Origin of the sequence: Dokdonia sp. PRO95, assembly GCF_000355805.1 — a bacterium.
Taxonomy (GTDB): domain Bacteria; phylum Bacteroidota; class Bacteroidia; order Flavobacteriales; family Flavobacteriaceae; genus Dokdonia.
In genome coordinates, this window is the sequence record NZ_CM001837.1 from 3,094,502 (window position 1) to 3,109,511 (window position 15,010).

16 protein-coding genes and 1 tRNA gene are annotated in these 15,010 nt (G+C 37.3%); 13 read left to right on the forward strand and 4 right to left on the reverse strand.

Features of this window, described 5'->3' with window-relative positions; translation table 11 throughout:
- Window positions 1-125 precede the first annotated feature (125 nt).
- Window positions 126-201 (forward strand) — tRNA-His (locus tag D017_RS13930).
- 133 nt (window positions 202-334) lie between these two features.
- Here D017_RS13930 and D017_RS15395 read toward each other — a convergent pair.
- The 3 genes from D017_RS15395 to D017_RS13945 all read right to left on the reverse strand — a co-directional run bounded on the left by D017_RS15395 (window position 335) and on the right by D017_RS13945 (window position 2,715).
- Window positions 335-508 (reverse strand): hypothetical protein, encoded by a 174-nt coding sequence (locus tag D017_RS15395; protein ID WP_160164980.1) that lies wholly within the window; start codon window positions 506-508, stop codon window positions 335-337.
- A 184-nt stretch (window positions 509-692) separates the two neighbouring features.
- Window positions 693-1,409, reverse strand: a complete 717-nt coding sequence (gene bshB1, locus D017_RS13940; RefSeq protein WP_035337338.1) for a bacillithiol biosynthesis deacetylase BshB1 — start codon at window positions 1,407-1,409, stop codon at window positions 693-695.
- Between the two features lie 130 nt (window positions 1,410-1,539).
- Window positions 1,540-2,715 (reverse strand): PLP-dependent aspartate aminotransferase family protein, encoded by a 1,176-nt coding sequence (locus D017_RS13945; protein ID WP_035337339.1) that lies wholly within the window; start codon window positions 2,713-2,715, stop codon window positions 1,540-1,542.
- 375 nt (window positions 2,716-3,090) lie between these two features.
- On the opposite strand from D017_RS13945, the gene D017_RS13950 reads away from it, so the two are divergent.
- The 3 genes from D017_RS13950 to D017_RS13960 all read left to right on the forward strand — a co-directional run bounded on the left by D017_RS13950 (window position 3,091) and on the right by D017_RS13960 (window position 5,024).
- Window positions 3,091-3,669: a hypothetical protein gene (locus D017_RS13950; protein WP_051583925.1), complete on the forward strand. Its 579-nt coding sequence runs from the start codon at window positions 3,091-3,093 to the stop codon at window positions 3,667-3,669.
- 30 nt (window positions 3,670-3,699) lie between these two features.
- Entirely contained in the window at window positions 3,700-4,161 is a 462-nt protein-coding gene (locus D017_RS13955; protein ID WP_192816520.1) for a GNAT family N-acetyltransferase, read from the forward strand.
- A gap of 62 nt (window positions 4,162-4,223) precedes the next feature.
- Complete coding sequence (locus D017_RS13960) at window positions 4,224-5,024, forward strand: MBL fold metallo-hydrolase (protein ID WP_035337343.1); 801 nt, start codon at window positions 4,224-4,226, stop codon at window positions 5,022-5,024.
- Between the two features lie 87 nt (window positions 5,025-5,111).
- Here the strand turns inward: D017_RS13960 and D017_RS13965 are convergent, their stop codons facing one another.
- Window positions 5,112-5,993, reverse strand: coding sequence for a hypothetical protein (locus D017_RS13965; protein WP_035337344.1), 882 nt, complete (start codon window positions 5,991-5,993; stop codon window positions 5,112-5,114).
- A 405-nt stretch (window positions 5,994-6,398) separates the two neighbouring features.
- Between D017_RS13965 and D017_RS13970 the strand changes: the two genes are divergently transcribed.
- The 9 genes from D017_RS13970 to D017_RS14010 all read left to right on the forward strand — a co-directional run bounded on the left by D017_RS13970 (window position 6,399) and on the right by D017_RS14010 (window position 14,944).
- Entirely contained in the window at window positions 6,399-7,691 is a 1,293-nt protein-coding gene (locus D017_RS13970; RefSeq protein WP_225969310.1) for a DUF2254 domain-containing protein, read from the forward strand.
- Between the two features lie 198 nt (window positions 7,692-7,889).
- Window positions 7,890-8,450, forward strand: a complete 561-nt coding sequence (locus D017_RS13975) for a hypothetical protein (RefSeq protein WP_035337347.1) — start codon at window positions 7,890-7,892, stop codon at window positions 8,448-8,450.
- 101 nt (window positions 8,451-8,551) lie between these two features.
- A complete protein-coding gene (locus tag D017_RS13980) occupies window positions 8,552-10,291 on the forward strand; it encodes an FAD/NAD(P)-binding protein (protein WP_051583926.1) in 1,740 nt (579 codons plus the stop codon).
- A gap of 5 nt (window positions 10,292-10,296) precedes the next feature.
- A complete protein-coding gene (locus D017_RS13985; protein ID WP_035337349.1) occupies window positions 10,297-10,800 on the forward strand; it encodes a GreA/GreB family elongation factor in 504 nt (167 codons plus the stop codon).
- 109 nt (window positions 10,801-10,909) lie between these two features.
- Entirely contained in the window at window positions 10,910-11,623 is a 714-nt protein-coding gene (locus D017_RS13990; protein ID WP_035337351.1) for a pirin family protein, read from the forward strand.
- Window positions 11,624-11,712: 89 nt separating this feature from the next.
- The gene (locus D017_RS13995) at window positions 11,713-12,030 is read left to right on the forward strand and encodes a heavy metal-binding domain-containing protein (protein WP_035337353.1); all 318 of its coding nucleotides are present in this window, start codon (window positions 11,713-11,715) and stop codon (window positions 12,028-12,030) included.
- Between the two features lie 156 nt (window positions 12,031-12,186).
- On the forward strand, window positions 12,187-13,287 hold the full coding sequence (locus tag D017_RS14000; protein WP_035337355.1) for an endonuclease/exonuclease/phosphatase family protein: 1,101 nt from the start codon (window positions 12,187-12,189) through the stop codon (window positions 13,285-13,287).
- A gap of 34 nt (window positions 13,288-13,321) precedes the next feature.
- Window positions 13,322-14,419 carry an AmmeMemoRadiSam system protein B gene (gene amrB / locus D017_RS14005; RefSeq protein ID WP_035337356.1) on the forward strand — a complete coding sequence of 366 codons (1,098 nt, stop codon included), beginning with the start codon at window positions 13,322-13,324 and terminating at the stop codon, window positions 14,417-14,419.
- A gap of 147 nt (window positions 14,420-14,566) precedes the next feature.
- A complete protein-coding gene (locus tag D017_RS14010; protein WP_035337358.1) occupies window positions 14,567-14,944 on the forward strand; it encodes a hypothetical protein in 378 nt (125 codons plus the stop codon).
- Window positions 14,945-15,010 lie beyond the last annotated feature (66 nt).

The following is a 15,010-nucleotide window of genomic DNA, read 5'->3' on the forward strand; positions in this document are numbered from 1 at the left end:
TTATTTAAGTAAATTCACCTAATAATCAACACTTTGAAAAAGGAGTGAGAAATTTCACTCCTTTTTTTATTAGAAAAAGTTGCACATCTTCTAATATTATTTATCTTTGCACTCGCAATTAAAATGGTGGTTGTAGCTCAGTTGGTTAGAGCGCTGGTTTGTGGTACCAGAGGTCGCCGGTTCGAACCCGGTCTTCCACCCTTATTCAAGTCTTCAGAGAAATCTGAAGACTTTTTTTATGCTCATAAGTTGACAACATATAGTTTAGCTGAAAACATTAAGCACAAGAAAGCCACCCGTAGGTGGCTTTTTTATAACTCAGAATATTTATTCCCTAGTTATTTAATGTGGTCTTATCTACTCCATATATTCTTAAGTATTGCTTCGTGGTGGTATCTGGGATAACGACTGTCATCTCGTCATTTGATTTAACAGAATAAACCCTCATGGTATATGCTTTCTGTTTACTAGACGCAAGCTTTTCATCAACAATGAGATCTCCTGACATATCATATCTCTTAAGCAGTTGAGAAGTTAACTTCTTAAGGGTATCTAAGGTAGATACATTTGGCAAGTGTTTGAAAGGTATCGAGGTAGGTATACTATCTAAATGAAACATAGACGTTTGACCTATCGCAACCACTCCGCACGTTAAAAAACAAACAATTAAAATCCGTTGTATCATCACCATTTTATTTTAAATCAAATAAACTTTCTACCGCTGGATAGCGCTCTACAGTAAAACCTTCTCCATATTCTGTACCTATGAGACGTCCAAGGTCTCTAGAGCGATAATTAATACTCTCCTTGAAGGTTTCGCTAGAAATTGGTGTATCACCATCTTTATTATTTGGATCGTGAAACTGTGAGCTGTATGCAAAGACAGCATCATACTTTTTATCCATAAAACCACTTACATCTACCACTACATCCGGCTCGATGTGCTGCCATTGTATATAATGATATACCGTTTTAGGACGCCATTTTTCTTGAGCCTTCCCATCTACAGAGGTTTCTATTTTTTTTAATCCACTCAAGAAGCAAGCATCACTTGCAAGTTTACTTCCCTTTCCGTGGTCTATATGCCTGTCTGTAATAGCATTACAAAGCACTATTTCTGGCTGATACTTTCTTATTACTTCGATGATTTTGAGTTGGCTCTCTTTATCATTCACAAAAAAACCATCTGCAAGTGCAATATTCTCACGTACGGCTACACCTAGAATCTTTGCTGCAGCTGCAGCTTCCTCATCACGTATCTCTGCACTCCCTCGAGTTCCTAGTTCGCCTCTCGTGAGATCAAGTATTCCTACTTTCTTTCCATTTGCAATTTCCTTTGCTATGGTTGCACCACAGCCTAATTCTACATCATCTGGGTGTGCTCCTATGGCAAGTATATCTAGTTTCATATGTATGCTCGCTGTGCGAGTATCTTTTGTGTTATTGTTATATAGTCATCAAACTTACGTGTGAATGACATTTCCCTTTATTTAATTACCCACTTTTAAGAATAAATAAAAGGTTAAGCGCAATCGAGTTTTAATCTGCGACTAGTACTGTCTTTTTCAAAACAGCCTTAAGTGCTTGGTCTATATCTTCCATCAGGTCTGCCTTCTCCTCTATTCCTACAGAAAAACGAATTAAGCCATCTGCGATACCCTGTTTTGCTCGCTCTTCTTCTCCTAGTAATGAGTGCGAAGTTTGTGCTGGACATAACATCGTACTCTCTACACCTGCAAGACTCATAGAAGGTTTGATAAGTTGTAGGGCTTTCTGAAAATCTTCGGCATCAATATGTGCTGCTAGTTCAAATGACATCATCCCTCCAAAACCACTCATCTGCTCTTTGGCTAGTTTATAATCTGGATGAGATTTTAATCCTGGATAGTACACCTGACTTATCTCGTCTTTCTTATCAAGCCATTTTGCTATTTTCTTTGCATTTCTATTTTGTGCTTTTACACGTAGAGCCATGGTTTTCATGCTACGCTCAAGCATCCATACGGTAAGATCACTTAGACTTCCTCCTAGATTTTTTGCTAGATTCCAGATGCGATCCATATGTTCTTGACTCGCAGCAATTGCTCCAGCACAGATGTCACTGTGCCCTCCCATATATTTTGTTGCAGAGTGAAGTATAATATCAATCCCAAAATCTGCTGGATTTTGATTTACTGGAGAGGCAAATGTATTATCTATCATAGTCACAATGCCATGCTTTTTGGCAAGTGCAGCAACCATCTTCATATCTGTGACCTTCATAAGTGGATTAGAAGGTGTCTCAATGTAAATCACTTTAGTTTGTGGAGTTATCGCTTTCGCGAAAGCGGCTTCACTCAAATCCTCTGTAAATGAATATGTAATACCGTACTTTTCAAACTCCTCAACTACGAGGTTATACGTACCTCCATATAAAGTTTCTTGAAGTACAACATGGTCGCCACTTCTCAAAAAAGCCAGCAATGCAGTACTTACTGCCGCCATACCACTACCAAAGATCATCCCCGCTTCTGTCTTCTCAAGAGCAGCAATTTTCTTACCCAATCCTTCTTGATTAGGAGTATTAAAATAGCGTGGGTAGCGCTTTACATCTACATCCATAAAGGCATAAGAAGATGATAAGTAAATAGGAGATACAGCTCCCTGAAACTGCTCGTCTTTGATTTCTCCTGTATGCGTACAAATGGTATTAAGACCTTTATGTGATTTACTCATAGTGTATGTTTTTTTCAAATCTAAAAATACAAAAAAGGGTTACAGTAAATCAGCCAATTTATTATAGATTAGAAGGGGACTTATCAAGAAAATTCTTACATTACTAACGTTCAATATTTTACATTTTTAATATGAAATTCTCCGCACAATCTTAGATATATAATGAAGTAAAGTTCCTACCTTTAAGACGGTTAAAAGTACTATTAGAATTAAATCATTAAGAGATCCCTAAGCACATGGATCCAATTACTTTTATCCAATTATAAAAAATAGCATATTTAATAATCACGAAAACCCCTACCTTTTTATAATGCGTTAAGTTATTGTCTCTATATACTTCCCCAGTAAATAATGATGCGCAGACGAAGGAATTTTATGATCATACCTAACTTTAACATTACACCAGGAAATACCGTAGGTGACATTTTTATTAATAAAGGAATAAGAACATTTTACGATGCTATACGTGCTATACATAATCTTCCATATGGTAGGTTAAAAAACCCCTTAGAATTGGGATCTGTGATTACCGAAGGGCAAGGCACATGTAGTACAAAGCACGCAACTTTAAAAGCACTCACAGATGAGCATGCGATCTATGGACTGCAACTAGAGCTCATAATTTATGCCATGGATAATACCAATACCCCAGGCATAGGTAATGTGCTTGAAAAGTATGACCTACCTTATATTCTGGAGGCACATACCGTACTGGCATATGATGATGAGATGTACGATTATACCTTTGCTGGAACATACAGTATGAAATGGAGAGATGCGGTACTTATGCAAACCACTATAGATACAGATCAGATACAGGATTATAAAGAAGACTATCACAAATCTGTACTACAAGATTGGATAGAAAGAGATAATCTAGCATATAGTCTTGATGAAATATGGAAGATAAGAGAAGAGTGTATACAAGAACTAAGCGCTGTAAAATCACATTAAAACAATCACAACTTTTACAAATCAATCACTGTGAACATCATTCCATACAATTCTCAATTTGCTGCAGACTTTAAAACTCTTAATATAGAATGGCTCGAGGCCTTTTTCTACGTAGAGCCTTATGATCTCAAAGTGTTGAGTAATCCTGAAGAATATATCATAAACAAAGGAGGTTTTATCTTCTTTGCATCAAAAGATGATCAAATTCTAGGTACGGTAGCGCTCATGCCTTCTGGAAATACGGGTGTGTTAGAACTCACAAAGATGGCAGTTTCACCTTCGGCGAGAGGGATGGGTATTGGGCAGCAATTGATTGCACATTGTCTCGCTTTCGCGAAAGCGCAACACCTCAACAAACTCATCTTATACTCACACCGTACGCTAGAAAATGCCATTCATATCTATAAAAAATGGGGTTTTATAGAAATTCCTCTTGAAGAAGATGTGGTCTACAAGCGCGCAAACATTAAAATGGAACTCGTATTTAACTAATTTTTGTCATAATGTAACACACGAGACAATAACTTTGTTAATGTAATCCATAAAACAATGTTATGAAATATTTATGTACCCTCTTTCTTATCGCTTGTACGATGAGTAGCTGTAAAGAAACAGTAAAAGAAACGGAAACCGTTACCACAGTAGAAGAAGTGGAAGAACTAACTACCACAACAGACTCAGAAGTTAAGGAGTTTGAAATTATCCCTATTGAGCACGCGTCTACTATTCTTAACTGGGATGGCAGAACCGTTTATGTAGATCCAGTGGGAAAACCTGAGCTTTATAAAGGTTATAAAAAGCCAGATCTTATTGTAATTACACACCTACACGGAGATCACCTCAATGTAAAGACGCTCGAAGGTCTAGACACCTCAACCGCAAGAATCGTTGTGCCACAATCTGTAGCAGAAAAAATGCCGGAGGCTTTTAGCTCAAAGTTAGATATCTTAAATAACGGAGAAAAAGTAGAAATTTTAGGTATTACGACAAATGCTGTACCCATGTATAATCTAGGTCCAGTAGAGAAGCGCCGTCACAAAAAGGGATGGGGTAATGGCTACGTACTTGAGAAAGATGGTAAGAGAGTTTACTTTTCTGGAGATACAGAAGATATACCTGAAATGCGCAATTTACAAGATATTGACGTTGCCTTTGTATGTATGAACTTACCTTACACTATGACGGTGGAGAGTGCCGCTAGTGCAGTTTTAGATTTTAAACCTACACAAGTATATCCTTTTCACTATAGAGGATCTGACGGCCTAAGTGATGTTAGTACGTTTAAATCTCTTGTAAACAAAGGAAGTGATGCTATTGAGGTTGTACAGCTAGACTGGTATCCTAATCGTGACTAAAAAACTATAGTAACGTTTATAACAAAATAAACCCGCAATGGACCTAGGTCGCATTGCGGGTTCTTACTTAACCTACTTAAGTATCTTCTATTTTAAACTGAATGATGTTTGAGCAATAAGTACTCCTTTATCAAACACGTTTACCTCATATTTTCCTTCAAGAAAATCCTTTGTTGTTTTACCTACATTCTCACAGATATCAAGTGCAGTGTTTTCATAGTAGAACTTAGAGATAGCACTATAATTAACCACTTTACCGTCAAAGGCAACTTGCTTGTTTTCTCCTAATGTAGCTCCAGAAGGATCAATGATTTGTACATATAATACACGATCTCCAGCTTCTGCAAGTCTGTTTTGAGGTACTGTATAACAAGCCCTAAGTTTATCTACACGTCTATTATTAGAATTTTCGACTAGTTTACCAGAAGAACGCTCTATTACTCCTACCGCTCTAAGCTTATTTGCTGCTAGTGCAGATCCTAATGTTACTCTTTCTGCAAGGGCGTTATTTTCTAGTGCAAGAGAGTCCCCTACCCCACGCTGTACTTCAAGTTCATAAGTAGTACTGTCTATACGCATAGCAAGCATCTGGTTACTTCCGCGTAAAGAATCATTTTGAGCAAATAAGAAATCACGCTCATTACGTAGTTTAAAGACCTCAGCTCTATATTTTCCTAAACTCGCAATGGTTGCGTCTTTTGCATCAATATCGCCTATAAGTTTCTGGATTCTATCGCGTGCATCATTAAGTTCTGTGTCTTTAAGGTTATTCTCCTCAATAACTACATCATATTTACTCACCATTTCTTTAAGATCTGAGAGTACAACGTTCTTCTCCTTTGTGAGTTGGCTTTTTGTATTCTTCTCTTGGTTATACAGTTTTACAGCAAAGGCACCGGCTACGACAAGAAGTACCGCAAGAATTCCTGCAATAATCTTAATTCCGTTTCCACTTTTTTGGTTATCCATAATTTAATAGTTGTTTAATGGTTATACGTTTAATGCAAAGAATTGGATTTTATTATAAACGCTTTAGCGAAAATATTCTTTTTACCATACAATTAACGCCAACTATTAAAAAATGTTAAAACATATTATAGGTTTAGTTCGTAGAAGCTGAGCTTATTAAAATATTGCTCGACATTACTCATGTATTGGAGCAACGTATGTACTTTATTTAGAACTAAACTTTAAAGTGCGTACTAAGACTTACATGTTCTGGTTAGTGGGACTATCCCTTGTAGGGTGATACTATAGAAGTCCTATTTCTATAATTTTTTACGCTTTCGCGAAAGCGTAATACTCTAAACACTAGTCACACTGTTAACTAATATTAAAAAAGAATCCTACTCAAACTATTTTACGGAAATTGCAATGATGAATAAAATTTACACAAAACTCAAGTTATTATATAGCCAGATTACTGGAAACATAGCGTTCTTCCCAAGTCTTATTGCATTAACCGGACTTGCCTTTGCTTTTTTAATGCTTTATATAGAAGAGCAAGGAGTTTCTAAATATTTCATGGAAAATATACCATGGTTAGTAATCAATAACGCAGATACCGCTCGCACCTTACTGAGCACTTTTATAGGGGGAATCATCTCTCTTATGGTTTTTAGCTTCTCTATGGTGATGTTATTACTCAATCAAGCCTCGAGTAATTACTCTCCTCGTATCCTCCCCGGACTTATATCAAATAAAAAGCACCAATATGTATTAGGGTTTTATATTGCTGTAATCATCTATTGCATTATCGTATTGCTAAGTATTGTGCCTAGTGATGACAAGCATCAGTTACCTGGCTTTGCAGTGCTTGTGGGAATTATTTTGAGTATTCATGTACTTGCAGCCTTTATCTATTTTATACATTCTATATCGCAAGCTATACAGATTAATAATATTACAGACCGCATCTTTTCTTCAGCTCACAAAAGGTTACAAACATTAATTGATAAAGAAAGTGAAGTTCAAGGTTTAGAAGTTTTTGACGATATTTCTGAGTGGCATGGTTATAAAAGTACCTCATCTGGATATCTCAATGATATAGCATTTGACTCACTGTCTAAGCTGGCAAAAGACTGTGACATCTCTATAAAAATGCTGGTTTCTAAAGGAGAATTTGTACTAGTAGATGTTCCTATTGTAAAAGTGAATAAAGAACTAGACGAAGAAAATCAAGAAATGCTACAGTCATGCTTTGGATTTTCTCGTAGTGAGATAGTAAAACTCAATTATGTACTCGGTTTTAAACAGCTCACAGAAATTGCAGTAAAAGCAATGAGTCCGGGAATTAACGATCCAGGAACTGCCATTACCTGTATTGACTATCTCACAGAACTCTTTGCTTTGAGAATGCTTAAAAAAGATAATAGCTACGTAGTAAATGATAATAATAAAGCTGTTGTCTCCTTAGACACTGTTGATTTTGAAGAGCTTATCTATTTCATTTTCGCTAGCTTACGTCAGTACTGTAAGTCTGATTTTATAATGATGACAAAAATGCTAACCTCACTATATTACCTAAAAAACGTAAAAACCATAGACGATAATTATAAGGAGGTAATAGACTCCCAAGCACACCTCATTCTAGAAGATGCACAAGCATATATTAAAAATGAAACAGATTTAAAGAATCTAAAAGAGTTTAGTGAAAAATTTGAGTAGAATTAAATACATCACAACTACCCAATTAACTATCAAAACTAATAGTGTACGCTAGATTTGTAAAAATGTTTTAGCTACTAGCGATTATAATACTTGATAAAGTACCTTACGTTTGCGTATGCGTTGGTTTTTAGACTTTAACAGATTAAAAAAACGTAGTTAATGTAACAAAGTGAAATACTTTCCTACATATAGGGTATGTATAAATCATTTTTTCAAAATATAGCGACAGAGCAAGGAGGTACTTTTTTATACCAAGATCAAGATACTAGCATAGGTGGCGGCATACGCCTTCCTAAGGTTCAGTATTTATTAAAAATACCTGTAGGAAATACTGAGATGAATATCATTAATATCACTGGAAAAGAATTTTCTGGTCATATCTCTATGAAGTTACCAAAACAGCCAGAGAGTCACACTTTTGAACTCACTACAAACTCGCATATTAAGTCACTTTTCATAGGAAAATCAAAGCGCTTTAACATCAATAGCGACAGCTCTAAAATGACTGATTTTTTAAGAAACAATAGCCATATTGCAATCTTAAAAGAAATTGCTCAAGAAGACAGCTTCCAGCCTATAATTAAGGGTACAAACGAAGATGATCATTATCTATTGATAGCAAAATATCATCTAGAATTTGACAATTGGAACAGTCCTGTGCTTCCACTTATAGATTTATTTAAAGAGTTGCACACACGGTTTGTGGTTAACAACGAGCGCTTTGCAAATGATGTTACTATCAGTATGGGGTCTTAAATAACTCCTAACACAATCTTAAACAATTACCGTCTAGCATAGTAATGCCATAGCTTTGTTACACTTGCCCTTTTATAAAGGATGAGTATAACAACCAATCTATGAAACACTACGCCATAATAGGAGGAGGTCCCAGAGGACTTTTTGCTCTTGAAAGCCTTTTTACCGCGCTCTACAATAACGCTCCAGAAGCTCAAATAAAAGTCACCTTATTTGAACCTTTTAAATATCCTGGAGCAGGCTGGGTATGGAATCCTGAGCAAGTAGAAAGCAACTGGCTTAATATTACTGAGCGTGCCTTACAAGACTTACCTGGCAGACCAGAAATAAAACTAGGTGATGATATCATCCCTGCATTTCCCTCATACACGGAGTGGTTACCAGAAGAACAACAAAATCCACCAGCTACGCATCCAGATCAGTTTCCTCCACGGGCAAAGATGGGAACCTACCTTAATGCTCGTTTTGAGACTATTACTAGTGCGCTTAAGGGATTTGATTTATTAAATCTTGTTGAGGAAACTGTTACCAAACTCACCTATATCGCACCAGTATTCACAGCAATTACAAAAAATACATCAGTCACTGCAATAGATGAAGTAGTTCTCACAATAGGACATCAGGATACGGAGCTTTCAGAGCAGCTGCAAGAATGGAAAGATCACGTTGCACAAACGGATAACGCCCTGCTATTTACAGAAGCCTATCCCGTAGAAAAGATGATAAATGCAAACATTACCTCAGAGAGTGTAGTTGCTTTTAGAGGTTTTGGACTTGCAATGATTGATCAGATACGTGCGCTCACCTTGCAACGCGGAGCACATTTTGAGATACTTGATAATGATACCAAAGAAGTAGCTTTTCAGGCTGGAGAAAACCATCCGCAGCGGTTTGTTCCATTTTCCTTAGACGGACTTCCTATGGTGCCAAAACCAATAAATAAAGCGGTAGATAAGTGGTTTATGCCAAGTGATGATGCTATAAACGCTTTCGCGAAAGCGATACATAAAGGTGCCTGCGGCGATCACCCAGCCAAGGATCAATATTTCTTACTAGAAGCAATGGCAACTGTTGTAGCCCCCCTGTTTTTAAAATTAGGAGACAAAGCCACACAACACGATCTTACTGAAGAAGAAATTTATTTCTTGACGATAAATTACCTCAACAATAAATCACTTGCGCATCCCCTACTCTTATCCCATCAAAAACCTGTCTTGCAAATGATGCAACAGCAAGTGGAAATGGCAGTAGGAGAAGCACCGGTTAGCCTCGACTATTTTATAGGTCAAGTATGGCGACACTGCCAACCATCCATCTACAGAGAGTTCTCATATCCAGCAAGCGCAGATGATGTGGTTGCCGAAGTTATTGCGCTAGACGAAGCATCAAAGCGATATTCTTACGGTCCACCTGTTGAGAGCATACAACAGCTTATCGCGCTTGCAAAAGCAGGATTATTAGATCTTGGCTTTGTAAATAATCCAGAAATCACTTGCGTAGACGGAGGCTGGCAACTTGAATCTGATGGCAATAAAATTACCGTAGACATAATGCTTAACGCCGTACTGGACTCACCACAACTTGTCACCGTGGATACACCAATTATAAAAAACTTGCTTAGTAATAAAATGATTGAACCCAAACATACAGATCTAGGCATACGCACAGACGATTATGGTTATGTAGAAGTACCAGAAGGTAAAAGTTTTGTGCCACTAGCGGTATTGGGCAGACTATCTAAGGGAAGTGTGATAGGTGTAGATGCAATTTTAGAGTGTTTTGGACCGCGTACTATAAGCTGGTCTGAGCGCAGTATAGCCTTAATGAAGAACGAAAAATAAAGAAGATGAGCAGAGGATTTGTAAAAGAAGATGACCAAGAAGAAACTCCTATAATTCCGCCTAGGGCAGCACTACCAGATGGTGTAACAAATTACGTCACTAAACACGGATTAACGCAGCTTAAGGAAGAGCTTAGTACGCTAGATAATAAAATCTCCACCCTAGATGAGACAGATGAGCGCGAGCGTAGGCGCGCACTTGCCGTACTTAATGGTAAGCGCAATTTACTTCTGGAACGCATACAGAGCGCAAGACTACTTGATCATATTAAGGATGAGGGAGAAATACGTTTTGGCGCCACAGTCACCTATACTATCGCTGGTATGCCTAAGCCTATTACTATCCAGATTGTGGGCGTAGATGAGGCTAATGTAAAAGACAAGAAAATTGCCTTCACCGCTCCTATTGCTAGGGCACTTATTGGCAAAAAGGTGGATGAAACAACTACATTTCAGCTAGGTAATGAGGAGAAGAAACTCACTATTAAAAATATAGCCTACGTAGAGTAGTATGAGGTTTACGCTTTCGCGAAAGCGTAACAAAGACATTTAAATACAAGTACACATATCGTAACTTTATAACCAAAAATAGAGCTACTTAATCCCTAATTTATCACCTATGCAAACGATTCTATATAAAGCAAACACTCGAGGAAACGCAAACCACGGCTGGTTACAGAGTTTTCACACCTTTAGCTTTGCAAGCTATCATAACCCCAACCGTATGAACTTTGGAGCGATGCGTGTGCTCAATGATGACACCGTAGCGGCTGGTAGAGGTTTTGATATGCACAGGCATCTCAATATGGAGATTATATCTATCCCGCTTTCTGGTGATCTAGAGCATAAGGATAGTATGGGTAATCAGACGGTGATACAGCAAGGTGACATCCAAGTGATGAGTGCTGGGACTGGAATAGATCACAGTGAGTATAATAAAAATAGTGATCGCGAGGTACAGTTTTTACAAATCTGGATTATGCCTAACCAGCGTCCAGTCTCGCCTCGATATGATCAGATTAAAATAAATGAACATCACCTCAAAAATGAATTTGTACAAATACTATCACCAAATCAAGATGATGAGGGCGTATGGATTTACCAAGACGCTTGGTTTCATATGGGTGAGTTTACACAAGAGCAAACGCTTGTACACAAATTACATAAAAAAGGGAACGGCCTTTTTGTTTTTGTACTTGAAGGTAGCGCCCACGCCGCTGGCGAACTACTAGACAGACGTGATGCCATAGGAGTTTATGACATTGCCGAGCTAGAAATCACTGCACAATCTGATTCCAAAATATTACTTATCGAGGTGCCTATGCAGTTTTAAGTAGAGGCCTCAGTTATTGTTTTACATTACGCTTTCGCGAAAGCGTAACAAAACCATCTTAAAAGCTACTTACATACAAACTTATATAAATGATTATAACAACTACAAACAGTATACAAGGCAGAGAGATCACACAGTACTTAGGTGTGATTACAGACTTCATCTATGCAAAGATTTACGATACTAAAGGGCTTAGTTTTCGAGATTCACTTAATAGTGACAAGATTTATGAGCGAAGTGAGGAAGGAATAGATGCTGCTAAACAAGAAGTACTCAAGAAACTGGAAGCCAAAGCTAAAGAAATGGGAGCTCACGCGATTGTAGGAGTTACAATGGATGTAGAGGTCATAAATGAAGGTCTTAAGTTGGGAATCTCTTCAATGGGAACTGCTGTAGTATTGAGATAAGGATACATATAGAACACTGTAAGATTGGCGATTTTATTAATCGACAGCCTAGCGGTATCTGACGTTCTAAAATCTTAAATCTTTCCCATTTAATATGGCTTTAAGAGAGTTAAGCATTTTTAAGGATAATTTTACGTAACCAACCAATCCAATAAAATGAATTTCACTCTCAAAAACTTCTTGCAAGGTTTTGGCATCATTGCTGTCATTTTAACATTGTTACCTCTTATTGCCGTAGATTACTGGTGGATACGCATTTTTGATTTTCCACATGCACAGCTTACAGGATTAACGCTTATTGCGATTATCACTTACTTTATAAAATTTGACATCAAATATTATAATGATTATCTGTTTGTTTTTATTCTTATAAGCTGTTTTGTATATCAATTTAGTAAAATTCATGCCTACACACCTTTATCATCTTACGAGGCAAATGAAAGCACGATAACAGACACGGCAAATACATTAAACATATATACAGCAAATGTTTTACAGAAGAATAGGGAGTACCAACTCCTACTCGACCAAGTAGCCCAAAAAAATCCAGATATTGTATTACTCATGGAGACAGATGTGCAATGGAAAAATGCTGTACATAAAACCTTGTCTTCATCACACCCTTATTTTATGCTTGAGCCACTAGATAACACCTATGGGATGTTGCTATACTCACGCTTACCTATGTCTCAGAACAAAATTAATCATCTTGTAGACAAGGAAATTCCTTCTATGGAGGCGATTGTTACCTTGGAGAGCGGTAATCAATTTCAATTATTTGCCATCCACCCTACTCCACCTATGCCACAGCATAATCCTATGAGCTCAGACAGAGATACAGAGATGATGACTACGGCACTTCGTGTATACAAAAGAGAAATGCCCGTGATTGTCATGGGCGATTTTAATGATGTTGCTTGGTCTGAGACAACCTCATTATTTAGAAAGACAAGTACATTACTTGATCCTCGAATAGGCCGTGGCTTTTACAACACATTTAATGCACAAAATGTGCTTATGCGCTGGCCACTTGATCATCTATTTGTTTCTGAAGAGTTTCGTGTAAAGACACTAAACCGCACAAAAGACATCAAGTCTGATCATTTCCCGATGTACACAGAACTTACTTTTGAACCAGAGAAAGCAAAAGAACAAAAAGCCGAAAAACCATCCAAGGAAATTCTCGAGAGAGCACAATCCCAATTAAAAGAACAGCATCTTCTTAATATGGAAATGCCTACAATTTCTAGTGATTAAAGTTTATCTATATTTATAGTCTAACTCACTGTATATGCGCTTTATTATATTACTATTTGTATGCTGTATTTGTGTCGTTGCTTGCGATAAAACTCCTCAAGTAAAGGCTGCACTACATCAAAATCATATAAGGCATCAAGAGGATACTATCGGTTTTGCTCAATATTCATGGCAAATGGATAGTATAATCAGTAGAATGGATGACGCAGATAAACTACCAAATTCTGAAACCTACAAAGCTGTAATATGCCCACATGATGATTATGGATATGCTGGAGGATTATATTACAAAACCCTCTCTGGAATAAAAGCCAAAACAATTATCCTTGTGGGCGTAGCTCACAGAGCAAGAAATTTTGACTTACAAGATCGTATCATTTTTGGGAGTTATGATAGTTGGCAATCTCCCGATGGCATTATTCCTGTAAGTAACCTTAGAGATAAACTCCTCACTAAACTCAAAAAAGAAACATACGTCGTGCATGATTCTATGATGCAGTTAGAACATTCTCTAGAAGCTATAACCCCTTTTTTAAAACGCAAAAACCCTTCTCTAGAAATCATACCTATGCTCGTTCCTTACAACACATTCCAAAACATGCAGTTATTTTCTGATGATATAGGAAGTGGTATTGCTGCGCTAATGAAGGAAGAGAATCTAATATATGGTAAAGATATTGCTGTCGTAATTTCTAATGATGCTATACATTACGGTTCTGAGGGCTGGGGAAGCGGTAATCTCGCTCCCTTTGGCACAGACAGTACAGGGACAGCTCAGGCTAGGCAGAAGGATCTTGATATTGTAAAGGAGACGCTACAGGGAGAACTCACCACAAAGAGGATTAAAAAGTTCAATGATATAACCATTATGGCTGACGATTATAAGGCTTATAAATGGACTTGGTGTGGTAGATACTCCACTCCTTTCGGCTTACTGCTTGCAAATCGCATTGAGCAACTTACGGGAGCGTCTAATAAAGATGGAAAACTTCCGCACCTTACTGGTACGTTTATAGACTGGCGATCTAGCATACACAATACTCATATTAAGGTTGACGATTTACACATGGGGCATACCGCACAGGCAGATAGCACGCACTGGGTAGCTTATGTAGGTATGTCTTATCAATAACGTTTTAATTTCTCGATGATGTAAAATGTTTGGTGTTACGCTTTCGCGAAAGCGTACCTATTCTCAATACTAGCTTTAACATTAATCGAAATTATTTTAACCCGAGCTTAATACTAAACTACTATTTTATCTCCTATCTTACTGATTATGATATACTCAGATAAGACAGACAACAAAAACAACACATTTTTAACAGAAACAATCGAATATCTAGAAAACAAGGGATTCGAAAATATCAAGGCTGATGCCGAAGGTTATGAGACTCCTATTTCGTTTAAAAGACAGGAAACGGGGAATTCTCTCACTCCAGATATCGTAGCCGAAAAACGTGGTATCAAATACTTTTTTGAAGTGAGTTTAAAAAGTTCCAAACCAAAATTATTAAAGTCAAAGTGGTTACTTCTAGATACCCTAACTAGAATGAAAGATTATCGTTTTAGAATCATAACAACCAAAGGACATCTAAGCTTTACAAGAGATATGATTGCAGATACCAATCTCAATAAGGATTTCATTCGCATATAAATTTCAATACATCACAATCATTGAAAGGGTCTTGCTTATATAAGCAAGACCCTTTTTTTATTAACA